We start from the raw sequence: 22805 nt of genomic DNA, 5'->3' as shown, positions 1-22805 counted from the left end.
CATCCAATCAAACATTGAAAGTATCATACATGCATTTTCTAGTATTTTTACAGTAAGTCACATTTTTTTATAAAACACAATGAAGTGAACACATGATGAAACAAGATGACCACTTAATGACATCACGTCGGTTTGTCCCGATGTTTTTCACTCAATTTTTTGGGGCACTGAATGATAATGTATATAAACAAGCACTGCTTTTGGTCATAACTTATGGGTGGATCCAACAACAAAGCGCACCGATTAGTACTTTAAATAATTTAGCTGCCTTGCTATTCATCTTACCCTATTTCTTCTTCTCTGCTACAGCAGGACAAATCGCGGATAAATACGAACGTTCACAACTAATTCGTTTTATTAAAATCCTTGAAATCGTGATCATGTTGATTGGTACAGCAGGTTTCTTACTCGGAAACTTATGGCTTTTGCTTTTTGCTTTATTTTTAATGGGCACACATTCGACCTGTTTCGGTCCCATCAAATATGCCATTTTGCCTGAAATATTAAAACCAAATGAGTTAATGTCAGGAAACGCACTGTTTCAATCTGGAACCTCTATCGCAATTTTACTTGGCATGATCTTAGGTGGTGCTGTTATTGCATCTTCAGAAGGTAATTTATTGTGGATTAGTGTCACAGTTGTTACGATTGCCTGCTTAGGCTATTTAAGCAGTCGCTTTATTCTTCCGCAAAAGATTGCATCTCCTGATTTAAAAATTGATTGGAATTTTATTAGAACCAGCTTTCAGACATTGAGTTATGTAAAAAAAATTCCTGTTCTATTCATGATCCTGCTTGGAAACTCTTGGTATTGGTTTTATGGTGCGACGTACCTCACTCAAATCCCCCAACTCACTCAACAAAATCTTCATGCATCTGAAAATGTCGTAAGCTTATTACTCACTTTCTTTTCGGTCGGGATCGGTGTCGGCTCATTACTATGCCGTAAGATCGGTGGCAGTGACATCAATATCAAGATGGTTCCTTATGGCGCGGTTGGTTTGACTGTATTTGCACTTTACTTAGCTGCAAGTCTTGCATTTGTACCTGAACGCACTGGTGAACTTCTTAATTTAAAAGATTTGTTTACTCAAGGTTTGGTTTACTACCACGTCATGATCGCTGTAACGCTACTTGGAATTAGTGGTGGATTTTATATCGTTCCTCTATATGCCATGATGCAAGCGTATTCACCACGTTCACATCGTGCTCGTGTCGTTGCTGCAAACAATATTCTAAACGCTGTTTTCATGGTCAGTTCAGCAATTTTTTCAATTTTAATCTTAAGCATTTTAAAAATTGATATTAAAATCTTATTTATCATCACAGCTGTTTTAAGTGCTTTTTTCTCAATTTGGTTATTGAAGCGCTTACAACCTCTGTTAGCGAATGCTCCCCATACTCTAGAGGATTAATATATGCGTCATTACACAGGTCTCGATAAGATGATCAATTCATTTGACCAAGCATTACGCAGCTTAGTTCCTGGTGCTACGACATCACAACGCAACAATCCTGCAGAAGAAACCCCTTCGCAGTTATGTGTTAGCGATGCTCGTCATGTTGCGGGATTAATGCGAGTTAATCATAGCGGAGAAGTCTGCGCTCAAGCGCTTTATCATGGACAAGCACTGACCGCAAAGCTTCCACATGTTAAACAAGAAATGCAACAAGCAGCACTTGAAGAGCAAGACCACTTAGCATGGTGTGAAGATCGTTTAAAAGAATTAGACAGTCATACCAGCATTTTAAATCCGATATGGTATGGTTTATCTTATGGTATGGGTGCAATTGCAGGCATTGCAGGTGATAAATATAGCTTGGGGTTTGTTGCTGAAACAGAACGTCAAGTCAGCCAACACTTACAAGAGCATATACAGCAGCTTCCAGCTCATGATGAACGTTCACGTAAAATTTTAGAACAAATGAATGAAGATGAATTGCATCATCGCGAAACAGCATTAAATGCTGGCGGCGTAGAACTTCCTGTGCCTGTTAAAATCACGATGACGGCCATCTCAAAATTGATGACTAAAACAAGTTATTACCTTTAAAATTTGAGTAATACAGGGAGTTGCGATGATGTAACTCTCTGCACTTCATTAAAATAGTACTAATTATTGCAAAACAATTTTTCCTCTATCTTTTGAGTAACGGTCATACCAGAAACTTTCAGATCCTTTTTCCTGATCCGTGAAAATCGTGTAATTAATTTTTCCCTGCCTAAAAGTTATTTGACTTTTTTCTTAATTGCAATGACTCGATAATCATTCACCCATACTCGCTCTTTATCATCAATTTTGATACGAGCAAGTATCTTCCCATCCGTTCTTTCAGCGATCCACTGTGGTTCAATACTTCTTTTACCTTCCAGTGCATCCTGTGTATTATTTTCTACAAATCCTGCTTTTATATTCTCTTGCTTAGATTTTCTTATATCACAACCTTGCAATTCACTCAGCTGAGTACAACCTGATTGTTCTAATTGGTGTCTATATTTTTCATCAATTGCAAAAGCTTGATTGGTGATCAAGATACTCGGAAGAATTGACAAAACAAGAAGTATATTTCTCATATTATTACCGTTTAAAAGCTTATAAGAGTTATTCAAACACTGATAAACTCAACATGTATGTATCACAATTGTTGAATCAAAAAATAAAACCCATTTATTCAATGGGTTCTATTTATATACCAAGTTTTCTTGAATGAATTACTGTAATCCGCGCTCTGCTTTGAATCGCTCGAGATTTCTTACTGCATCTTGATAACGATACTGAACTCTACTGCTATTTAAACGCAAATCATATAAACGCTTTTTGTAATCATCCCGGTCTTTTACCGATAAATCTTTACGCTCTAATTCCTTTAAATAATAACCAATATCTGTCTGTGAACGTTCAAACGCAGAATTAGCTTGGTAGTATTCATGTGCGACTTGATAATATGTACGTAATGCATCACGTTTTTCAATCGGACAAACACGATAATCACCACGTCCTTCCAAAGCTTCATCAAAGATTGTCTCTGGACGGCAATAAAAATTTAACCCTTTCTGATAACCCTTTTCATATAAGTTTTGATTCGGAGTAATGTTTGCTTTTTGGCACGAAGAATAATATTGATCAAGTCTAGATTCACGACCTGCCGAACCGTCTTTCTCACCAACATTAAACCAATTTGCAGTTTTACATTGCTCAACACTCATTGCTGCGCAGCCAGAAAACAAAAATGACAATGTTGTAAGCAGGAAAATGACTTTCATAAATGAGTCCTTTTATTATCGTAATCTTTAAAATTATATTTTGATGACTGGATATTGTAGCTTGTCATCATAATTTAATGCTTCATGCTGCCACAATTCAAGCAATGGAATTTTAACATCATTTGCTAATGGTAATTTTTTAGGATTGAATTGCATATGCTCTAAATCTTTCCCCCAAGCAATAACGTCTATGTCCAAACTAATATAATGAGATGGACGAACACGACCTGATTGAGTTTCAAGATACTTTAGAATATCCAAGACTTCATCCACGGTCAGCTCACTTTTTAATAAGCATGCTGAATTCCAGTAGTCTGCACCTACGGCATCTCTACAAGGAATTTGATAAATCGCTGAAAATTCCACTTTTCCTAATTGCGCAAGCTGAGCATATGCAAAAGTGAAATTCTGCTGCTGTTGAACATTACTCGCCAGTGCGAGCGCAAAAATCGTTTCTGTTGCGTTCAAGGCGAATTCCTACTGCATTGGCTTGTGCAATAATTGCGGGTTTACGAATTGTTATAATAATTGACTCAATCGAGGGAAATACTAAAAATAATTTTTCAAGAACTAACTGTGCTGCATGCTCTATTAACTTAGGTTTTGCTTGTTGAATCACTTGAGCAGCTAGTTCACATATTTGTGCATAATTTAATGTATCGTCTAGCTCATCAGATTGTGCAGCCTGATTAAGATCATTATGAATGGTTAGATCTAACATTAAAGGTTGAATGATTTGGCGCTCCCAATTGAAACACCCTATTACCGTATCAACTTTTAATCCTTCTATAATAATGGCATCCATAATGACCCAATAAACTGATAATTTAATTAATGCTTTAGAAATGAAGCAGGTTCAATATTGTGAACCATTTTCAAACGTTGGTCAGCATAAATATCAGTATAAGGCGCTAAAACTCGCATAAAACGATCAAAATATAACATTTGTTTGAATAACAAAGCGAAGTCACGCGGGAATTTGATGCCATGACGCTCACCAACCCCAATCATGTCCATCATGATGTCATTCAAATCAGCAGGGTTAGAACTTAAAATTTCTTGAGGGTCTGCCAACAGCGCACCACTAAATAAACGTTCTAAATCATCTGCTAAGACTTGAGTATCGATCTTAAGATGCGTCATCCCCATCTTAAGCATATTTTCAGCCATCGCAGCGTAATTGGTATGCTGTAAAGCATCCATAAATGCCATGCAAGCCGTCCATACTTCAGGTTTTAATTGACCTACAATCCCAAAATCGATGAAACCAACACGACCATCTTCAAGCAACATTAAATTTCCAGCATGTAAATCAGCATGGAAACTCTTACATAGCATTAAACTACCAAACCACGTATTCATCGCTGTAATTAATACTTGAGTTGGATCTTTAGCGTATTTTTTTACCACATCAAAATCAGTCAAAGATACGCCATATAAACGTTGCATCGTTAAAACACGGCGCGTTGAAAACTGATGATAAACTTTTGGCGCTGTTGCAGCTTGATTGCCCGAAACATTGAGATACTGTACAAAGTCATCCAAGTTTTGTGCTTCTTCAATAAAATCCACTTCACGCACCATGCGTGTTTTGATTTCGTCTACTATTTCAGATAATGACGCAAATTTAATTTTTGGAACTGCACGCTCTAATAGCTTAGTCGCCCAATGTACGACGTTTAAGTCAGTATAAAGAATGGTTTCAACACCTGGTTTTTGTACTTTTAGTACGACATCTTCACCTGTCACAAGTTTTGCAGCATGCACCTGTGCAATAGAAGCTGAAGCTAATGGTTTTTCGTCAATGAAACTAAAAATTTCATTCAAGTTTTTACCTTCAAACTCTTCAGCAAGTACTTCTTGGATATAACTAAACGGTAAAGTTGGTGTTTGATCTAAGCACCCTTGGAATTCCTCAACATATTCACGAGGAAATAGTGATGGTGTACTTGCAATAAACTGACCCAATTTAATATATGTAGAACCTAGCGACTCAAATGTCTCACGCATTAGTTTTGCGTTACTTGGCTTCTCAGTTGCATATTTCACACCTGCCTGTGCAGCAACAATCACTGTTTCACCTATCCGTGCAACAGAACGCAATCCATCAAATAAGATATTTCTTTTCATAATCTTTCATTGCCTCATAGATGGCATTAGTTTAGCAAATTTCAGAAACTTTACTGTTTAAGTTGCCCGACAAACTGGACAATTTGCATCTTTTTCAAATTTAAGAATACGTTGCGATAAATTAAAACCATTCCAGAGTAATAGCTTTTGCTTCAGTGGGGTTAATCCCAAGCCTAGAAATAACAATGTGTGATGTGCTTGTAATGACGCTATCATTACAGGAGTTGTTGCCAACACGCCTGACTCTGCACAACGCATGCCCTCATTTGCGTGATCTTCTTTAGGAAATAGACATTCATAACAAGCAGAATCTGACTCCACCATGAACATTTGTCCTTCAAATCCGATTGCAGAAGCGCTAATTAGAGGTACTTGATATTTCTTACAGATCGCATTGGCTAAATAACGTGTCGTAAAGTTATCACACCCATCCAACACTACATCTTGATGCTGTATTAAATCATCAGCATTCGTTTCATCAAATCGTATGTTTTTATAGCTAACATGTATGTGCGGATTAATCACTTGTAAGTGTTTTGCTAATATTTCGGCTTTGTAGCGACCGATATCATTTGGAGTGAATGCAATTTGACGTTGTAAATTACTCATTTCAATTGTATCAGCATCTACAATCGTGATTTTTCCAACACCTGCTCGTGCGAGTAGCTCCGCACTAGTACACCCTATTCCACCAGCTCCAATAATCAGTACATTTGCTAATTTTAATTTTTCTTGAGCTTCAATATCCCAACCATCAAGTAAGATTTGACGACTATAAAGATGCATTTCATCATTTGTTAATTCAAATTCGTTTTCTGGATGAATTGACACATTGATTCTCTTGCTAGCTCTAAAGACTTTAGATTTTAAGTATATGAATGTATTAATGGAAGATAATTTTTTCATACATGCATTTTAGCTTTGACTATATCTAGGTTTTAACCCAATATTGTAGGCACTCTTTAACAGCATAATAAAATCAATTACTTATGAATTGAGATTAAAACTTTGGTTATTTTATTTTTTTAGAAATAACTCTATGTTTTATTTTGAAATTTTAGGTATATTTTATTGTTCACTACCGCATAGGTAGCTTAGAAATGTCTTATCGTCTTTGAAATCACCTGCTGAATGTTCACTACCGCATAGGTAGCTTAGAAAAATTTACGTGGTAAATCACTGCATCAAACAAAGTTCACTACCGCATAGGTAGCTTAGAAAAATTAAGTCCTTACTTAAATTCATTATTTGATGTTCACTACCGCATAGGTAGCTTAGAAATCAATATCATTAGGCATTTCATCCACCACGATGTCCACTACCGCATAGGTAGCTTATGAGACTTTTAAAAGATGCCACCAATTGATTTGGTTAGGCTAGGCACTTATATTCTTAAGAATCAAATTCGCTACGCCTTGTGGATCTTTCCACATTGGGACATGTCCCCAATCTCTAGGTTCTAGCCAATTCACATGGTCTGGCAGCTCAGATTTATTATGACAGTCCTTCTTACTCAAAAGCCAATCTTTTGTACCAAAGGCAATAGTTAAAGGAACTTGAATATCTTTGCCTCCGATAAAACGCCCAACATTTGCGAATGTTCTATCGAAATCTGTGGCTTTGGAAAAATCATCAATCGAGTTCAAAGCATCTTTTCTAGAAATGTTTCGACCTCCAGTTCCTATTGGGATAGCTAAAAGCAACTCTCGAAACAGTGCAAATCCCATCATCTGTCTCGATATATTAGGCATGAATTTAATCGCATTTCTTAAACTAAAAAATACCATCTTTACATGTGCTGGGGATTCAGCCCACAAACCTGCGGGTGAAATTGCGACAACGGAACTTGCCAATCCAACACGTGCAGCTTCTAGTGCCATCCATCCTCCCATTGAATTTCCAACAATATCTACAGGTTCATGTATACCTATAGTTTTCAACTCACGCTCTAAGGCACTAACTAAATTATGAATTGTAGGTTGAACCGATGCACCAAGACTTGGACTATCGCCAAAACCTGCTATATCAAATGCAATGACTCGTCTAGATTTACTTAATTGCTGAATTACGGGACTCCATGCTTTATGAGACATACCAATCCCATGTAACAAAACCAATGGTTTGCCTGTTCCTGCTTCTGCTCTATTCCACATTCGGAGATCCTTCTCTATCAACTTATGTAATTGCTGTATGAAAACCTAGTCTTTTCATTTACCCGACTCATCCTATCTTTTCTGATCATGCATAATTTCATAGGATTGAGCACGAAGTAATTCTTCTTTACTTTGAAACGAACTTGTACGTAACTGATTAATTGCTTGTTGTTTATTTAGGTCTGTCATCTCGCTTTTTAGAATCTGATCACGTTTTATTAAATAATTATTTACCTGACTTTGCCAAACAGCTTCCTCCTGATCAACTTTTTCCAAACGATCTGCAGCTTCTGGCCCCAATAAGCTTTCTCTCATACTACGTAATTCTTGCGGAGAACCACCCTTGTCTTTGATTTCTTGAGTGAGTTGTTGCAATTCTGAAAACTGCATAGACACTCTAACTCCGTCAGCTAAAGTTGGTGGAAGTTGGTCGATTAACTTGGCAAGCTCGATTGCCTTTTGTTGAGTAGATAAGTTTTTATTTGCATGAATTCGTAATTGCTCGATATTAAATTTATTTAAATTACGTTCATTACCAAACAAAGCTTCTATCTCTTTAGCATTAAAAAATTGCTGTTGAATTTTATGCATTTGGTTGATGATCTTTTCTAATTCTTCAACATCAGTCGTTTTGAAATTTCCGCTAGGTTTTGCATTTTGTAAAGTATGCATGTATCCAACATATTGCTCTAATAAATATGCTGCATATTTCGCTGCTGGAGCTGGTAACGTCGCAGACAAATATTGTCGTATATCTGCAATCAGTTCTGTTTCTGTTTTCTCCCCTAAACTTGAAAAAAAATAGTCAAAACAACTACGGATACCTACTGTTAATACCAAGTTTCCATTAGCATCTACTTGTATAGGACAGTCTATCTCCGTTCCTTTTAAGGAAGGTGCTAATGTAGGAAGTGTCGTATTCTTTGAGTCACTCATTGCTAATGCATAATTTTGTGTGACGTTTTGTGATTGACTGTCACTATTTCTATATTGTGCTAATCCTGCTTCGGGTTTAAAAAACCAATAAATCAAACCTAGAACGATCAACAAAATACTAATTAAAGAAAAGATTAAAAGTTTTGAATTTATACGTTTACCAATCATCATCCATGCTCTTGCTAAACATTATTAAAAAATGTGGAGGAATGAATGATCATTCCCCCCTTAAATTTAGAGGCCTTGATTTTTGAGACGATTTGCCTGAATTCTATATGGTGTTACAGGATTTTGTAGAAAACCCACTAGTCCTAACACTTGATTAACTTCATCTAAATGGTTAAACGCATAGTTATCACGAATAACCGTTCCTAAGTGACTTGAACATCTTGGAACAAGACCATCGTTTTCACTTGGTATCAGTAATGATGTTGCTGCCAGTGCATAATCAAATGGGTCAAGAACATTTGTAAGTACCCCTGTGCCACTCCATGAATAATAACGAACACCATTTACTAACTCTGTCCCAGTACCACAAGCTGTTGTTGGTACTCCATCAGGAAAACGCTGGTTAAATTCAGCAGCTCCACGAGTGGTCAATGAATACATTCCCGCTAAAGCATCTTGTTCGTAATAATGCCCAGAACCAATCCCGACCAACGAGAAAAATGCATTTACACCAGCAGCAATAATTGGTGTTGCTATAGTTCCAACTGGTGATTTTGAAAAGTCATATACCACATCTGCAACATCAGAACCTTTAGTCGGTCCGCCAACAGCAGTCACAGATGCAATTTTATTAGGTAAAAGACCAGCCACATAACGAACTGATTGCGTACCATGACTATGACCAATCAAGTTGATTTTTTGTGCACCAGTTATTGCTAATACTTGTTTGGCTTGTATAAGCAATTGCTCTCCACGCACTTCAGAAGAGTTAAAAGATGCCTGTTGCGCGACAAAAACATTAGCTCCATTTCCAACTAGATCTTCAGTAATCCCATTCCAATATTGCAGCGGACCTACAGCAGAAAAACCAGCCATACCATGTGCCAGTAGAATTGGATATTTTGTTTTTGCATAACTAGACGTGACATTGGTACTGCCACCAACCGTACAAGAATTTACATCACAGTTTTGCCATGAAGCTTTAGGCGCTAAGAAATCAAATAGACCTGCATGAACAACAGATCCACTGCTTATTAGCATACCCGCCATTAACGTCATCGCACTTAAATATTTTTTCTTCACTTTTTGCTCCTAGCATTTTTCATTTTTATTACAACAAATACGTCCATAGACTTCGTTGCTAGATCCATTCTAGCGAAAACGAAAGAACAGCAAAATTATACTCCCTATACATATTGTGTGATTTTTAGACTAAAACAAAATGCGCCAAAATCATAACAATTGACGCCAAAAATTAATCTCAATCGTAAAAATCCGATGAATGTACATTTTCAAAATCACTAAGCTCTATTAAGGTCACTGCTTAGTAGATGAGTTTTAAAATGGATTTTGAATAACATCATGAGCATTCCTCGCCTTTATAATCATCACTTTATCAGCAGTTCTTATGTGCATTTATTAAGCGAAGTTGTATCGCATTGGAATATATCTGCAGAAGAGTTATTTTGGGGAACTGGTGTAGATGTAGAGCAACTCAATGATTTCAATCATAAGATAAGTTTATCCTCATTTAAAAAAGTAATTGCGCGATCAATCGAGTTAACTCAAGAGGAAGGTATTGGCTTTTATGCAGGAAGTCATCTAAAAATCAGTTCTCACGGATTATTAGGTTTCACTGCTGCGATTTCAAAGAATGCCTTTGAAGCGATTCAAACAATCAATCAATTTGTCCGTATTCAATGCTCATTTGTTGAATTAGACTTTAAAATCCACGATGATTTAGCTTACTACACGATTGTGTATGAACCTTCTCTGCTTAATTTCTCAGATATATCAGATCGCCAATCCTACGAATTTAGCTGTATTTTCTTTTTAACGGGTTTTGTGCATCTAGTTCGTTTTTTTATTCCAAGCTTTAAACCTAGTTTGGGTTTGCAATGTAAATATCCTGCTTATTTTTCAAGGTTTAAAGACATTTTAGACTCAACTTTTGAAGTCATTACTTTTGAAAAATCTTGTACTCGATTAATTGCTTCAGCTAAATTTCTAGAAATGCCATTGAGTCTTTCGGACCCTTTAACTTCAGAAAAGTTTAAACAACTTTGCCAAAAAGAACTCGATGAATTAGTTGCCACACAGGATATTTTATATCGCGTTAAACAGCTAATCGATGATCCAATAGAGGGCTTGCTTGGAATTGATCAAGTTGCTCAAAAATTAAACCTTACCAAAAGAACTTTACAACGAATGCTTCAAGAAAAATCTGTAAGTTTTCAGAGCTTATACGATGATGTACGCAAAACAAAGGCACAAAAATTGATGTTAAGTCCCTTCGCCTCAAAAGATCAAATCGCAAAACAGTTAGGTTATGCTTCAACTTCAAGTTTTAATCGCGCAGTTAAACGCTGGGCGCTTGAATAAGCCTTCACTTAAAATCAAATATAGATACATTTGAATTGCTGTTTTAGGACATGAAGTAATGAATCAACACATTGCACCCGTCGAGTTATCTAAATCTTATCGCTTACTTAATCATGGTCCAACTGTACTTGTTTCTGCACAGCATAATGATGAAGTCAATGTTATGGCGGCAGCATGGGCATGTGCTTTAGAATTTTCACCAGCAAAAGTTACTGTGGTTTTAGACAAAACCACGAAGACGAGAGAACTCGTGGAGAAAAGTGGCTATTTTGCATTACAGGTTCCGTGTTATGAACAACTCAACATGGTTCATCAGCTTGGAAACATCAGTAAATTTGATGATCCTGAGAAATTACAAACCTGTAAAACTGAAGTCTTTTATCAAGAAAACTATTCTGTACCATTAGTCAGTGGAAGTATTTGTTGGTTAATATGCAAGCTGATACCAGAACCGCACAATCAGCAAACTCATGATTTATTTATCGGCTCAGTTATCGCTGCTTGGGCTGATACGCGTGTTTTCCGCGATGGTCACTGGCATTTTTCGGAAGAGCATAAAAACCTGAAAAGCCTACACTATATTGCTGGTGGTACGTTTTATTTAATTGGCGAAGAAGTGAAAGCAGAGTAAATCAAACACAGAAGCGATGCACTTAGCAGCGCTTCTCACATGAATAATATAAAGACTATTTAATTGCAGCATCATAACGCTGATTTACAGTATTCCAGTTCACTACAGACCAAAAAGCTTTGATGTAGTCTGCTCTGCGATTTTGATATTTAAGATAATAAGCATGCTCCCAAACATCCAAACCTAAAAGTGGCTGTCCTTTCTTCTCCGCAATATCCATCAAAGGATTATCTTGATTTGGCGTTGAAACAATCTCCAATTGACCTGCATCATTCAAGATTAGCCATGCCCAACCTGAGCCAAAACGACCTGTTGCAGCCTGATTGAATTTATCTTGGAAGGCTTCAAATGAGCCGAAATCTTGATTGATTTGTTTTAGTAGCTTTGCACTAACCTTACCAGTTTTATTGGTCGGTGCTAAACTCTCCCAAAAGAAAGCATGGTTAAAATGCCCACCACCATTGTTTCGTACTGCTAAATTATATTTCGAAATTTGTGCTTGAACTTGTTCAATACTTAATTTATCAAGCTCTGGATAGGATTTAATTTGAGCATTTAAATTATCAACATAGGCTTTGTGGTGCTTTGCGTAATGTATTTCCATCGTTTTTTGATCAATCGCGGGTTCTAGTGCATCACTTTTGTAAGGCAATGGTGCTTGCTTAAATTCCGCATAGGCAGGCACACTTAATCCTGCACATAACATCAATGAAAATAGGCTTTTATTTAACATCCGCATCATTAGATTCCATAAATTGATAATCATTTTCATTATCAAAAATATAAGTAAATCCAAAGCAGGTCAAATAACTATATACCAAAGATACATTTTACTACTTATTAAAAACATAAAAGCGATGAACCAATCATCGCTTTTATTTACATAAAGATATTTTTATTTAGCAGCCATACGAATCGAGCCGTCTAAGCGAATTACTTCACCATTTAAATATGAGTTTTCAGCAATATGTGCAACCAAGCGTGCAAATTCTTCAGGACGACCTAAACGCGATGGATACGGAACCATTTGACCTAATGCATCTTGTACATTTTGTGGTAGACCTTTAAGCATCGGTGTTTCCATAATGCCTGGTGCAATCACCATAATACGAATTGCATGACGTGCTAACTCTCTTGCAATCGGCAAAGTCATGGCAACTACTGCCCCTTTTGAGGCTGAATATGCAGCTTGACCAATTTGACCATCAAACGCAGCAACGGAAGCTGTATTAACAATTACTCCACGATCTTCATCACCTTCAGCAACTTCATTTTTACTCATGGCTTCCGCTGCTAAACGCAGCATATTAAATGTACCAGTGACATTAATCTGAAGCGTTTTTGAGAACATACCTAAATCGTGTACACCGTCTTTACCAACAACTTTCGCTGATGGCCCGATCCCAGCACAGTTAACTAAACCATGCACTGCACCATGCTTGACTAATACATCTTTAAAAAATTGCTCAGCAGCTTGCTCATCCGTAACATCGAGTTGTACAAATTCAGCTTTTTCACCCAATCCTTGTGCCTGCTGAGTTCCAACTTCAGCATTCATATCAACTAAAGTGACGGATGCGCCTTTCTGAACTAAATATTCAGCTGTCGCTGCGCCTAAACCAGAACCACCGCCAGTAATAACAAAGTGTTTTCCCTGAATTTTCATTTATGTTTCCTATCAAATTAAAGTGATAAATTTTTATAACAAAGAGTAAAGGCAACTTTTTTCCGATACAATTCCAAAAAGTAGCAAATTTAATGCGATTTTTGAGCATTTATTTCATTCACTCTCCTGTATTTCATCTTTTATGAGCAAACTTCCAAATCAAGATATCAATTCTGCAAAGGATACGATTTCAAATGCACTTATTCGTGAAGCATTGAGTGTTGCAGCTAGCCGCGGCTTAAATATCGTCAATATCGCTAACAAAGCGGGTATTTCAGCTGAATTATTAACTTCAACCAAAGCACGAGTCCCTGTTAACCAATCTGCACAGCTTTGGGTTGAACTGGCAAAAAGTATGAATGATGAATTTCTCGGCATGGATACTCATCCAATGCGCCGAGGAAGTTATAAAGTATTGGCGAAACTTGCTTTTGGTGCGGATACATTAGAACAGGCTATACAAGATATCTTAAAATTTTTAGCTTTGATTTTAGATGACATTCATGGGGAATTAGTTCAGGAAGGTTCGAAAGCATTTCTTATCCTACATGACCGTGATCAACCCAAACGAATGTTTACCTATTCGACTTTTTTAATGCTCGTACACAGTTTGATGTGTTGGTTGAGCGATCAGCGTATCAGTTTTCACCGAATGTCATTTAGATGCCACCAACCTGTTGAGATACAAGATTATCGAGTACGCTTTTGTGAAAATATAGAATTTAATGCTGAACAGAATAAAATTGAATTCGATGCTCACTATCTCAAGCACAAGATCAAAAAAGATAAACAGGCATTAAATGAGTTTCTAAAACATGCCCCATATAATTTAATTGTGCGCTTTAAAAATGAAAACTCATTAAGCCTACAAATCCGCAGACAATTGATTCTCCAACCACCTTCTGAATGGGCTGAGTTAAAAGATATTGCACAACAAATGAATATGTCCACAGCAACTATTCAACGTCGACTAAAACAAGAAGGTGTAAGCTATCAACAGCTTAAAAATGATATTCGATGTGATATTGCAATTGAACGTCTGAGCAAAACGAATGATTCAATTCAAAGTATTAGTGATGATCTAAATTTTCACGATCCAAGTGCTTTCCATCGTGCTTTTAAAAAATGGAGTGGTGTAAGCCCTGGTAGCTATCGAAAAACATCCCCAAGCAAAAAATTACTTGTTAACCAATTTGAAGACTGAATGGTTTAAAAAATGTATTTACCTGAAATTTTTGAAGAAAAAAATACTGAGAAATTATATCAACTCGTTGAAAAATATCCGTTAGGTACATTAGTCACTCACAGCTCCAAAGGTATAGAAGCAAATCACTTACCCTTTAAACTTTTACATGAGTCTAAATTTAATCACGCCATTCTTATCGCTCATATTGCACGAAATAATGAATTGCATACTTTGATTGAGAGTGGTACTGATGTTTTAGTTATTTTCCAAGGTGAACAAGGCTATATTTCCCCCAACTGGTATCCAAGCAAACAATTGCATCATCGTCATGTACCAACATGGAATTATCAAGTCGTACACGTAAAAGGAAAAATTAGATTTTTAGAAGATGAAAAATCCTTACGGGGCATACTCGCCAAACTTACTCGGACACATGAAGCCAAGCAAGAAAAACCATGGAAAATGTCTGATGCACCTAGCGATTACATCGCAGCAGAACTCAAACAAATAATTGGTATAGAGATTGAAATCCAGCACATGATTGGAAAATTCAAACTTAGCCAAAATAGAGACCAATCTGATGCTGTAAATGTGGTAAATAATTTAGAAAAACAGGGTCAGATTCAATTAGCTGAAGCAGTCAAACAATACATTGAAGATTAATTCAACTTCTGTCCAAGGCTGACACGATCATTGCCACCATAATCTTTAACGGTTTGAATTTGGCTAAAACCCTCTTTCTCGAAGATGGTACGGACGGCTTCACCTTGATCATAACCATGTTCAAGCACAATCCATCCATTTGGGTTTAACCAATCCTTACCTTGAACAATAATAGTTTCTAGATCCGCCAATCCTTGCTTATCAGCAATAAGTGCTCGTTCAGGTTCTGATTTAAGCATTTGCATATGCACATCTTCTGGATCGATATACGGCGGATTTGAAACAATAAGATCAAAAAATTGTTTTTCTAACGCATCAAACCAAGCACCACAAGCAAACTTAACATGCGTTAAACCATGACGAATGGCATTTTCCTGTGCGACTTCGAGCGTAGGTTGATAAATATCTGTTGCCGTAACTTTCCACTGAGGACGCTCACTTGCTAGAGCCAATGCAATAGCACCCGTTCCAGTACCTAAATCAACGATATTAGATTCTGAATCAAGGTCTAGCTTTAACACAGTTTCAATCAATATTTCTGTATCTGGACGTGGCACCAATGTGTCATGTGTGACTTTTAAGTCCAGAGTCCAAAACGGTTGTGAACCTGTTATATAAGCTAGTGGTTCACCATGATCAATACGTGCAAGCCCATTCAAATAAGCTTGCTCTTGAATTTCAGTTAACTCTTGCTCAAGTCTTAGTTTTAACTCTAATGAATTGATACCCAGTATATGTTCAAGCAGCCATGCAGCTTCTTGACGTTCATAGCTATCAATTTCACCTTTAATTTCTAATGCCTGAGCAATATTCATTAGCCGCCATTTTCCTGTGCAAGCATCGCTAATTGATCCGCTTGATATTCACGATGCAAACTATCAAGCAATTCAGTTAAATCACCTTCCATGATCGCGTCTAATTTATATAACGTTAAATTGATACGATGATCCGTCATACGACCTTGAGGATAGTTATAAGTACGAATACGCTCAGAACGGTCACCAGAACCAACTAAGTCACGGCGCATTTCAGAAGTAGCTGCATCCGCTGCTGCACGTTTTGCATTTTCTAAACGAGATACAAGTAATGCCATCGCTTTGGCTTTGTTTTTGTGCTGCGAACGTTCTTCCTGACATTCCACGACTACACCCGATGGAATATGAGTAATACGAACAGCAGAATCGGTTTTGTTAATGTGCTGCCCCCCCGCACCTGATGCTCGATAGGTGTCAATTCGTAGATCAGCTGGATTGATTTCGACTGTTGTATCTACATCTACTTCAGGCAAAATAGCGACTGTACATGCAGAGGTATGAACACGACCTTGTGATTCAGTGGCAGGTACGCGCTGTACGCGGTGCGCACCACTTTCAAACTTTAAGCGACCATATACACCTTCACCATCAACACGACAGATTACTTCTTTATAACCACCGTGTTCACCTTCATTTTCAGACAGGACTTCAATTCGCCAACCCTGAGTTTCCGCATATTTACTATACATACGGAATAAATCGCCCGAGAAAATAGCAGCTTCATCACCACCCGTCCCTGCACGAATTTCTAAATAAGCAGCATTCGCATCATTAGGATCTTTAGGGATCATTAACACATTGAGTTGTTCTTCAAGCTCAACTAAAAGTGCCTTGTTTTCTTTAATCTCTTCTTCTGCCATATCTTTGAAATCTGGATCAGATTTCATCATTTCAGCAGTTTCAATGTCCTCTTCAGCTTGACGATATTTACCCCAAACTTCAGTAATTTCAGTTAAATCATTATGTTCTCGTGACAATTTACGAAAACGTTTGTTGTCAGAAATAACTTCTACATCAGCAAGTAATGCCGTCAGCTCTTCATGACGATCACAGAGTTGATCTAGTCTTAAGCGGAGTGATGCTTTCATGGGCGGAATATCTCGAAATCCAAAGACTCAATGCCATTACAAAGTTGAAGCATGAGTAAAATCAAAAAATTGCGCATAGTTTACAGATTCTACCGCTTAAATGACATAGTGAAACTTCACTACTGCGTGATCAAGTTTCGTTTCATCATAAATTGTTCATTTTTAGTTGTAGGCTCTTGTTCTCTTTTTTGCCGTTCTATATAAATATGAGAGACAAATAAAATGATAAAACAATAGGATAATCAATATGAGTAATTTAATTAACCGTCCAACATTGGCATTTATTGGGGCAAGTTGGCTTGCAGTCGTGATCGGTGCTGTTGGTTTTATGATTGGCTTATGGAATGCTTCGATGCCTTTACATGAAAAAGGTTTTTATCTCGTTATTTTACTTTACGGTCTTTTCTCTGCTGTATCCCTACAAAAAACATTGCGTGATAAGTTAGAAGATATACCTGTGACTGCAATCTACGTTGCACTTTGTTGGACTTCAGTCGGTATTTGTATTGGGTTACTATTATTTAGTTTATCGAATGCGACACTTAGCCTGAGCGAAAAAGGTTATTACATTATGTCCTTTTTATTGAGCTTATTTGGTGTTACGGCTACCCAGAAAAATATTCGTGATCTTGAACATTTACGTTTACAGAAGCGAGAGTCTACAAATCAATTAAAACTTGAAGATTCTTCTCATCAAGATTCATAAATGACATCAGCACTATAATTTCATATTGGCTTAATCATTAATGAAAATTGAATTTATTTGATTAATCTTAATACTGATTTAAACAAAACCATACAATCAACTTACCAAATCACAATAATAACAGGATGCTTCTCCACAATTTCACTCTACAAGCTTTGTTATATTTGCTTCCATTACAAAAGATGCCTAAACAGCGGGCACATGGAGTCAAAATGAAAGCGCATTTTATGTTACTGAGTGCAATCCTTGCAGGTTCTACTCTTGCAAGCACTGCATATGCAGATAATGCAACACGTGTTGCAGCCACTTCAGCTTTAGGTAGTGTTGTTGGTACAGCAATTGGTAAAGAGATTGGTGGTCATAGTGGTGCCATGATTGGTTCAGCTGTTGGTGGTGCTGGTGGTGCAGCAGCTGCTAGCAGTAAACGTACGCGTACCGAAGCTGCAATTGGTGGTGGTTTAGGTGGTGTAGGTGGTTATACTGTTGGTCGCAATATTGCTGGTACAACTGGTGGTTATATTGGCGCAGCTGCGGGTGCAGCAGGTGGTGCCGCTTTGGGTCGTAAAGTAGGTCAAGACCGAGACTACGACAACTATCAGTCAAAAAAATATAAGAAAAAACGCAAACATCGTCATCATTGATAAAAAGCACCTTCGGGTCACTGCTGTCCCACAAATATCACAAGAAGAACCTCAATTGAGGTTCTTCTTGTTTTCGCCATTTTTTATCAGGCACAAAGAGTGACCTTAAAAGTTTCCTTTCAAATAAATTGACCTGAATAATTCTCAGTAAACGCTGAACACTCCATCCTTCTTGTGCCATGTGTTTAGCGAAGTTCACCAGCAAATAGGCAATTAATGCAATCCATATTTGCGTTTGTATCGCATTGCGGCTTCGACCTAGAAATGACTTCAGTTTTAAATTCTGCTTGATGGCTTTAAAGAATAACTCAATCTTCCAGCGGTCTTTATAAATTGCAGCAATGGTGGATGCTGCCAAATGAAAGTTGTTGCTCAGAAATTCGAATGTTCTTTTCTTATCTGTATCATAAAACTCTATACGTCTTAATAATTCAGGTGCGCCTCTTTTCTTGGCATGCACACTGCTCAATTCAATACATTCATCCGCAATAATCCCTTTAGTCGCTAATACGCTGCGGCTTGATTTAACTTGATAAACTGTCTTTGGGCGTAGCCGGGTTACAAAGCTGACGTTCTGAAGTGTCAACTGAGCAAACCATTGATAATCAACATATCCTTTATCAAAGACGATAATGCTGCCAGCAGGAAATTTAAATGCTCTGCCTTGCACCATATCATTTTCAATACCATCCCCAAGCGCTACAAATTCAGGAATGGTATTGCTGTGATTTAAGCCAACACTGAGTTTAATACTGGCTTTGGATTCATGCACTTTTGCCCATGCGCACAATGACAGTGAAAGATCAATATGACTGGCATCTAGTGAATACAGCGGATTCTTGAATCTAAATTTATGTGCAGTTTTAGAGTTTTCACAGCGCTGAAGCAGCTGTGTGAACAATTGCTGATACAGGCTGGCGGGCTGTTCTTCGTTGAGTCTTGCTAAGGTGCTTCGCGCAATTCTCTTCGCGCCAAGATGATAGAGCTTTTCCTGCTGGGATTCGAGATTGGATTGAATGTCTCTTAAGCTTTGCCGACAAGAAAGTTGGGACATCAATATGGCAACAAACTGATCCCAGCGGGTGGCTGATCTTAATTTTTGCCCAGAGTGGTGCAGTTTAGCCAGACGTTCAAAATCTTGTCTTAGAATGGGTTTGAGTAATTGATGAAATACGGTATTCTGATGTGACAAAACCTGAGTCCTTTATAGTTAAAGTGTTTGTTTGCACTCATATTTTAACTATTTAGACTCAGGTTTTTTTTATTTAAAGCAAACTATGGGACAGTAGTGCCTTCGGGTGCTTTTTTATTGACCCTTAAATTGGGTCTAACACATTAAAAATCCTGAGTAAATTACTTGGTTGAATCTATAGTTTGAACTTCTTAAAATAATCCCTTATTTTAAATATGCCTTTATTGCATCATGAATACTGAATTACTCTCTCCTGCTGGTTCACTAAAAAATATGCGTTATGCTTTTGCTTACGGAGCAGATGCTGTCTATGCAGGGCAACCACGTTATAGTTTACGTGTCAGAAATAATGAGTTTGATCATGACAATCTAAAAATTGGCATAGAAGAAGCTCACTCTCTTGGTAAAAAATTTTATGTCGTCGTCAATATCCAGCCACATAATAGTAAATTAAAAAATTTCATACGTGATCTATCCCCAATTATTGAAATGAAACCAGATGCATTAATCATGTCCGACCCAGGGTTAATCATGATGGTTCGTGAGCATTTTCCTGATATGCCAATTCACCTATCAGTACAAGCAAATGCCATCAATTGGGCTACAGTTAAGTTTTGGAAAGACTATGGCTTAAGCCGTGTAATTCTTTCACGTGAGTTATCTTTAGACGAAATTGAAGAAATTAAAAATAACGTGCCAGATATTGAGTTAGAAGTATTTGTACATGGCGCCTTATGTATGGCCTATTCTGGTCGATGTCTACTATCGGGTTACATGAATAAACGTGATGCCAATCAAGGCGCATGTACCAATGCTTGTCGTTGGGAATATAAAATCCATGACGCACAAGAAGATTCAAATGGAGATGTTATCCCTGTTCAACAGTTCGAAAATTCAAAAGCATGTTGTTCTAAATCATCACATGATCGTAATACTATCAATCCAGTATTAGTACAACGCAACGATGAGGATATGTTTGCTGCCGAAGAAGATGAGCATGGTACTTATTTCATGAATTCTAAAGATCTTCGCGCGGTGCAACATGTCGAGAGACTGAGTCAAATGGGCGTCGCTTCACTAAAAATTGAAGGTCGAACCAAATCTTACTTTTATTGTGCCCGCACCGCACAAATTTATCGAAAAGCAATTGATGATGCATTATCGGGTAAATCTTTTGATCAAAGTCTAATGACACAACTTGAAGGTTTAGCTAACCGTGGCTACACAGAAGGTTTTTTACGTCGCCATACTCATAGTGAATATCAAAATTATGAAAATGGCTCATCACATTTTGACTTTCAACAATTCTGCGGTGAAGTACTAGAAAGGAATGGTGACTTCATCCGAATTGAAGTCAAAAATAAATTTATTGTCGGGGACTCACTTGAATTAATGACACCGAAAGGCAACGTCCATTTTGTCCTCGAACAAATGCGTGATCTCAAAGGTAATCTTATCGATAATGCCAAAGGTTCAGGTCATACGGTTGAAATTCTATTTCCACAAGAAATTGATATTCGTTATGCATTGCTGATTCGGAACTTACCTCAAGCAAAACAGCAATTATCATCAGCCTCTTTAGCATACCCAGCACATTAATTCATGGCTCTTATGATTACTACCGCATGTATCAACTGTGATATGTGCTTACCAGAATGTCCAAACGAAGCAATATATGAAGGTGCTAAAATTTATGAAATCGATACCGAACGTTGCACAGAATGTGTAGGTTTTTATGATGCACCGACCTGTATTGCAGTTTGCCCGATAGATTGCGTTAAACCTGATCCACAACTTAATGAATCACATTCAGAACTTTTAGAAAAGTTTCGAAGATTAAAATCACAGTAAGTTACAAATAAAAAAGCGCCTTGCGGCGCTTTTTTTAGATATACAAATTAGTTTGCATATACTGGGAATTTTGCACAAACAGCTTCTACTTTAGCTTTCACTTCAGCGATAACTTTTTCATCACCTTTACTGTCGATGATGTCAGCAATCCAACCTGCAAGTTCACGAACTTCAGATTCACCAAAACCACGAGTTGTAACAGCTGGAGTACCGATACGGATACCAGAAGTAACGAATGGAGAACGTGGATCATTTGGAACTGCGTTTTTGTTTACAGTAATGTGTGCTGCACCTAACCATGCATCAGCATCTTTACCCGTTACGTCTTGTTTGATTAAAGACAATAAGAATAAATGATTTTCTGTACCACCTGAAACGACATCATAACCACGTGAAATTAATACTTCAGCCATAGCTTGAGCATTTTTCACGACTTGTTGTTGGTAAGTTTTAAACTCATCAGACATCGCTTCTTTGAAACAAATTGCTTTAGCAGCAATTGCGTGCATCAAAGGACCGCCTTGGTTACCAGGGAATACAGCAGATTGAAGTTTCTTCTCGATTTCTTCATTTGCTTTTGCAAGGATTAAACCAGAACGTGGACCGCGAAGCGTTTTATGAGTTGTAGTCGTTGTTACATCAGCAATTTGAACTGGGTTCGGATAAACACCAGCAGCAACTAAACCTGCAACGTGAGCCATATCAACAAAAAGATAAGCACCAACTTTATCAGCGATTTCGCGGAAACGCTGCCAATCAACAACTTGGCTATACGCAGAGAAACCAGCAACGATCATACGCGGCTTGTGTTCCAAAGCTAAACGTTCAACTTCTTCATAATCGATCTCACCCGTTTCAGGGTTTAAACCGTATTGAACAGCGTTGTATGTTTTACCAGAAAAACTTACTTTAGCACCGTGAGTCAAGTGACCACCGTGAGCTAAGCTCATACCAAGTACTGTATCACCTGGGTTGAGAAGCGCTAAATACACAGCAGAGTTTGCTTGTGAACCTGCATGTGGTTGAACGTTTGCATAATCAGCACCGAACAATGCTTTCGCACGGTCAATTGCAAGTTGTTCGATTACGTCAACATATTCACAACCGCCATAATAGCGTTTGCCAGGATAACCTTCTGCATATTTGTTCGTAAGTTTTGATCCTTGAGCTTCCATAACTGCTGGAGAGCAATAGTTTTCTGATGCAATTAACTCAATGTGAGCTTCTTGGCGTTCGCCTTCAGAAGCAATCGCTTGAGCTAATTCTGGATCAAATTGAGCAATAGAAATATTGGCAAACATTAGCGGGGGTCCTATAAATTAGGGCTTTTAA

24 protein-coding genes, 1 pseudogene and 1 CRISPR repeat array are annotated in these 22805 nt (G+C 37.6%); of the genes and pseudogenes, 10 read left to right on the top strand and 15 right to left on the bottom strand.

All coding sequences use genetic code 11. The annotated features are described in order from the left end of the window. Positions 1–92 precede the first annotated feature (92 nt). The gene (locus tag Q9Q86_RS04225) at positions 93–1415 is read left to right on the top strand and encodes an MFS transporter (RefSeq protein WP_112986922.1); all 1323 of its coding nucleotides are present in this window, start codon (positions 93–95) and stop codon (positions 1413–1415) included. A gap of 3 nt (positions 1416–1418) precedes the next feature. Next, complete coding sequence (gene coq7, locus Q9Q86_RS04220; protein ID WP_004911746.1) at positions 1419–2054, top strand: 2-polyprenyl-3-methyl-6-methoxy-1,4-benzoquinone monooxygenase; 636 nt, start codon at positions 1419–1421, stop codon at positions 2052–2054. Between the two features lie 63 nt (positions 2055–2117). Here the strand turns inward: coq7 and Q9Q86_RS04215 are convergent. From Q9Q86_RS04215 to Q9Q86_RS04175, 9 genes and pseudogenes are all read right to left on the bottom strand, one after another. Continuing rightward, positions 2118–2575 (bottom strand): annotated as a pseudogene (locus Q9Q86_RS04215) (hypothetical protein). 138 nt (positions 2576–2713) lie between these two features. Next, positions 2714–3265, bottom strand: a complete 552-nt coding sequence (locus tag Q9Q86_RS04210) for a DUF2799 domain-containing protein (protein WP_112986921.1) — start codon at positions 3263–3265, stop codon at positions 2714–2716. A gap of 33 nt (positions 3266–3298) precedes the next feature. After that, on the bottom strand, positions 3299–3733 hold the full coding sequence (locus Q9Q86_RS04205; RefSeq protein WP_112986920.1) for a 2-amino-4-hydroxy-6-hydroxymethyldihydropteridine diphosphokinase: 435 nt from the start codon (positions 3731–3733) through the stop codon (positions 3299–3301). Beyond that, positions 3690–4070 (bottom strand): dihydroneopterin aldolase, encoded by a 381-nt coding sequence (gene folB / locus Q9Q86_RS04200; protein WP_004911755.1) that lies wholly within the window; start codon positions 4068–4070, stop codon positions 3690–3692. Before folB ends, Q9Q86_RS04205 begins: the two co-directional genes overlap by 44 nt. A gap of 26 nt (positions 4071–4096) precedes the next feature. Continuing rightward, a complete protein-coding gene (locus tag Q9Q86_RS04195; RefSeq protein ID WP_112986919.1) occupies positions 4097–5395 on the bottom strand; it encodes an AarF/ABC1/UbiB kinase family protein in 1299 nt (432 codons plus the stop codon). A gap of 57 nt (positions 5396–5452) precedes the next feature. Next, positions 5453–6181 carry a HesA/MoeB/ThiF family protein gene (locus Q9Q86_RS04190; RefSeq protein ID WP_164978095.1) on the bottom strand — a complete coding sequence of 243 codons (729 nt, stop codon included), beginning with the start codon at positions 6179–6181 and terminating at the stop codon, positions 5453–5455. A gap of 285 nt (positions 6182–6466) precedes the next feature. Then, positions 6467–6736: direct repeats of the CRISPR family, unit length 30 nt; unit sequence ATGTTCACTACCGCATAGGTAGCTTAGAAA. A 35-nt stretch (positions 6737–6771) separates the two neighbouring features. After that, on the bottom strand, positions 6772–7548 hold the full coding sequence (locus Q9Q86_RS04185) for an alpha/beta fold hydrolase (RefSeq protein ID WP_112986917.1): 777 nt from the start codon (positions 7546–7548) through the stop codon (positions 6772–6774). Positions 7549–7620: 72 nt separating this feature from the next. Continuing rightward, positions 7621–8652, bottom strand: coding sequence for a lipase secretion chaperone (locus tag Q9Q86_RS04180; RefSeq protein WP_112986933.1), 1032 nt, complete (start codon positions 8650–8652; stop codon positions 7621–7623). 66 nt (positions 8653–8718) lie between these two features. Beyond that, positions 8719–9735, bottom strand: a complete 1017-nt coding sequence (locus Q9Q86_RS04175; protein ID WP_099948542.1) for a triacylglycerol lipase — start codon at positions 9733–9735, stop codon at positions 8719–8721. Between the two features lie 279 nt (positions 9736–10014). On the opposite strand from Q9Q86_RS04175, the gene Q9Q86_RS04170 reads away from it, so the two are divergent. Further along, positions 10015–11034, top strand: a complete 1020-nt coding sequence (locus tag Q9Q86_RS04170) for an AraC family transcriptional regulator (protein ID WP_112986916.1) — start codon at positions 10015–10017, stop codon at positions 11032–11034. A gap of 58 nt (positions 11035–11092) precedes the next feature. Beyond that, positions 11093–11665 (top strand): flavin reductase family protein, encoded by a 573-nt coding sequence (locus tag Q9Q86_RS04165; protein ID WP_112986915.1) that lies wholly within the window; start codon positions 11093–11095, stop codon positions 11663–11665. Positions 11666–11720: 55 nt separating this feature from the next. Here the strand turns inward: Q9Q86_RS04165 and Q9Q86_RS04160 are convergent, their stop codons facing one another. Together Q9Q86_RS04160 and Q9Q86_RS04155 are read right to left on the bottom strand one after the other, a co-directional pair. Then, on the bottom strand, positions 11721–12404 hold the full coding sequence (locus Q9Q86_RS04160) for a superoxide dismutase (protein WP_112986932.1): 684 nt from the start codon (positions 12402–12404) through the stop codon (positions 11721–11723). 156 nt (positions 12405–12560) lie between these two features. Further along, complete coding sequence (locus Q9Q86_RS04155; protein ID WP_112986914.1) at positions 12561–13331, bottom strand: 3-hydroxyacyl-CoA dehydrogenase; 771 nt, start codon at positions 13329–13331, stop codon at positions 12561–12563. A 142-nt stretch (positions 13332–13473) separates the two neighbouring features. Between Q9Q86_RS04155 and Q9Q86_RS04150 the strand changes: the two genes are divergently transcribed. Beyond that, positions 13474–14535 carry an AraC family transcriptional regulator gene (locus Q9Q86_RS04150; protein WP_004915247.1) on the top strand — a complete coding sequence of 354 codons (1062 nt, stop codon included), beginning with the start codon at positions 13474–13476 and terminating at the stop codon, positions 14533–14535. 12 nt (positions 14536–14547) lie between these two features. Continuing rightward, positions 14548–15180, top strand: coding sequence for an FMN-binding negative transcriptional regulator (locus Q9Q86_RS04145; protein WP_112986913.1), 633 nt, complete (start codon positions 14548–14550; stop codon positions 15178–15180). Here the strand turns inward: Q9Q86_RS04145 and prmC are convergent. Further along, positions 15177–15995: a peptide chain release factor N(5)-glutamine methyltransferase gene (gene prmC / locus Q9Q86_RS04140; protein ID WP_112986912.1), complete on the bottom strand. Its 819-nt coding sequence runs from the start codon at positions 15993–15995 to the stop codon at positions 15177–15179. The two genes, Q9Q86_RS04145 and prmC, sit on opposite strands and share 4 nt — an antisense overlap. Next, positions 15995–17083: a peptide chain release factor 1 gene (prfA, locus tag Q9Q86_RS04135; RefSeq protein WP_004953903.1), complete on the bottom strand. Its 1089-nt coding sequence runs from the start codon at positions 17081–17083 to the stop codon at positions 15995–15997. The genes prmC and prfA overlap by 1 nt, the downstream gene beginning before the upstream one ends. Positions 17084–17330: 247 nt before the next feature. Between prfA and yiaA the strand changes: the two genes are divergently transcribed. Continuing rightward, positions 17331–17789 carry an inner membrane protein YiaA gene (yiaA, locus tag Q9Q86_RS04130; RefSeq protein ID WP_004915237.1) on the top strand — a complete coding sequence of 153 codons (459 nt, stop codon included), beginning with the start codon at positions 17331–17333 and terminating at the stop codon, positions 17787–17789. 212 nt (positions 17790–18001) lie between these two features. Further along, positions 18002–18430 (top strand): hypothetical protein, encoded by a 429-nt coding sequence (locus tag Q9Q86_RS04125; RefSeq protein WP_112986911.1) that lies wholly within the window; start codon positions 18002–18004, stop codon positions 18428–18430. A gap of 37 nt (positions 18431–18467) precedes the next feature. On the opposite strand, the gene Q9Q86_RS04120 is transcribed toward Q9Q86_RS04125, so the two are convergent. Further along, the gene (locus Q9Q86_RS04120; RefSeq protein ID WP_308150316.1) at positions 18468–19622 is read right to left on the bottom strand and encodes an IS4 family transposase; all 1155 of its coding nucleotides are present in this window, start codon (positions 19620–19622) and stop codon (positions 18468–18470) included. Between the two features lie 231 nt (positions 19623–19853). Here Q9Q86_RS04120 and yegQ point away from each other — a divergent pair, with 231 nt between their 5' ends. After that, the gene (gene yegQ, locus Q9Q86_RS04115; RefSeq protein WP_112986551.1) at positions 19854–21221 is read left to right on the top strand and encodes a tRNA 5-hydroxyuridine modification protein YegQ; all 1368 of its coding nucleotides are present in this window, start codon (positions 19854–19856) and stop codon (positions 21219–21221) included. A gap of 3 nt (positions 21222–21224) precedes the next feature. Beyond that, positions 21225–21473 (top strand): YfhL family 4Fe-4S dicluster ferredoxin, encoded by a 249-nt coding sequence (locus Q9Q86_RS04110; RefSeq protein WP_004962453.1) that lies wholly within the window; start codon positions 21225–21227, stop codon positions 21471–21473. A 47-nt stretch (positions 21474–21520) separates the two neighbouring features. On the opposite strand, the gene glyA is transcribed toward Q9Q86_RS04110, so the two are convergent. After that, positions 21521–22774, bottom strand: coding sequence for a serine hydroxymethyltransferase (gene glyA / locus Q9Q86_RS04105; RefSeq protein WP_004915215.1), 1254 nt, complete (start codon positions 22772–22774; stop codon positions 21521–21523). Positions 22775–22805 lie beyond the last annotated feature (31 nt).

This window comes from Acinetobacter sp. A22, from assembly GCF_030913345.1.
Taxonomy (GTDB): Bacteria; Pseudomonadota; Gammaproteobacteria; order Pseudomonadales; family Moraxellaceae; genus Acinetobacter; species Acinetobacter junii.
The sequence above is the reverse complement of the archived record's forward strand: the minus strand, read 5'-3'. Positions and strand labels throughout refer to the sequence as shown.

Excerpts from the sequence above, each read along its gene's own strand:
- Q9Q86_RS04110 (WP_004962453.1), top strand. The coding sequence starts at position 21,225 with ATGGCTCTTATGATTACTACCGCATGTATCAACTGTGATATGTGCTTA.
- Q9Q86_RS04225 (WP_112986922.1), top strand. The coding sequence starts at position 93 with ATGATGAAACAAGATGACCACTTAATGACATCACGTCGGTTTGTCCCG.
- Q9Q86_RS04195 (WP_112986919.1), bottom strand. The coding sequence starts at position 5,395 with ATGAAAAGAAATATCTTATTTGATGGATTGCGTTCTGTTGCACGGATA.
- prfA (WP_004953903.1), bottom strand. The coding sequence starts at position 17,083 with ATGAAAGCATCACTCCGCTTAAGACTAGATCAACTCTGTGATCGTCAT.
- Q9Q86_RS04210 (WP_112986921.1), bottom strand. The coding sequence starts at position 3,265 with ATGAAAGTCATTTTCCTGCTTACAACATTGTCATTTTTGTTTTCTGGC.
- glyA (WP_004915215.1), bottom strand. The coding sequence starts at position 22,774 with ATGTTTGCCAATATTTCTATTGCTCAATTTGATCCAGAATTAGCTCAA.
- folB (WP_004911755.1), bottom strand. The coding sequence starts at position 4,070 with ATGGATGCCATTATTATAGAAGGATTAAAAGTTGATACGGTAATAGGG.
- Q9Q86_RS04160 (WP_112986932.1), bottom strand. The coding sequence starts at position 12,404 with ATGCGGATGTTAAATAAAAGCCTATTTTCATTGATGTTATGTGCAGGA.
- Q9Q86_RS04185 (WP_112986917.1), bottom strand. The coding sequence starts at position 7,548 with ATGTGGAATAGAGCAGAAGCAGGAACAGGCAAACCATTGGTTTTGTTA.
- Q9Q86_RS04145 (WP_112986913.1), top strand. The coding sequence starts at position 14,548 with ATGTATTTACCTGAAATTTTTGAAGAAAAAAATACTGAGAAATTATAT.
- coq7 (WP_004911746.1), top strand. The coding sequence starts at position 1,419 with ATGCGTCATTACACAGGTCTCGATAAGATGATCAATTCATTTGACCAA.
- Q9Q86_RS04190 (WP_164978095.1), bottom strand. The coding sequence starts at position 6,181 with ATGCATCTTTATAGTCGTCAAATCTTACTTGATGGTTGGGATATTGAA.
- yiaA (WP_004915237.1), top strand. The coding sequence starts at position 17,331 with ATGAGTAATTTAATTAACCGTCCAACATTGGCATTTATTGGGGCAAGT.
- prmC (WP_112986912.1), bottom strand. The coding sequence starts at position 15,995 with ATGAATATTGCTCAGGCATTAGAAATTAAAGGTGAAATTGATAGCTAT.
- Q9Q86_RS04150 (WP_004915247.1), top strand. The coding sequence starts at position 13,474 with ATGAGCAAACTTCCAAATCAAGATATCAATTCTGCAAAGGATACGATT.
- Q9Q86_RS04170 (WP_112986916.1), top strand. The coding sequence starts at position 10,015 with ATGAGCATTCCTCGCCTTTATAATCATCACTTTATCAGCAGTTCTTAT.
- yegQ (WP_112986551.1), top strand. The coding sequence starts at position 19,854 with ATGAATACTGAATTACTCTCTCCTGCTGGTTCACTAAAAAATATGCGT.
- Q9Q86_RS04165 (WP_112986915.1), top strand. The coding sequence starts at position 11,093 with ATGAATCAACACATTGCACCCGTCGAGTTATCTAAATCTTATCGCTTA.
- Q9Q86_RS04125 (WP_112986911.1), top strand. The coding sequence starts at position 18,002 with ATGAAAGCGCATTTTATGTTACTGAGTGCAATCCTTGCAGGTTCTACT.
- Q9Q86_RS04180 (WP_112986933.1), bottom strand. The coding sequence starts at position 8,652 with ATGATTGGTAAACGTATAAATTCAAAACTTTTAATCTTTTCTTTAATT.
- Q9Q86_RS04155 (WP_112986914.1), bottom strand. The coding sequence starts at position 13,331 with ATGAAAATTCAGGGAAAACACTTTGTTATTACTGGCGGTGGTTCTGGT.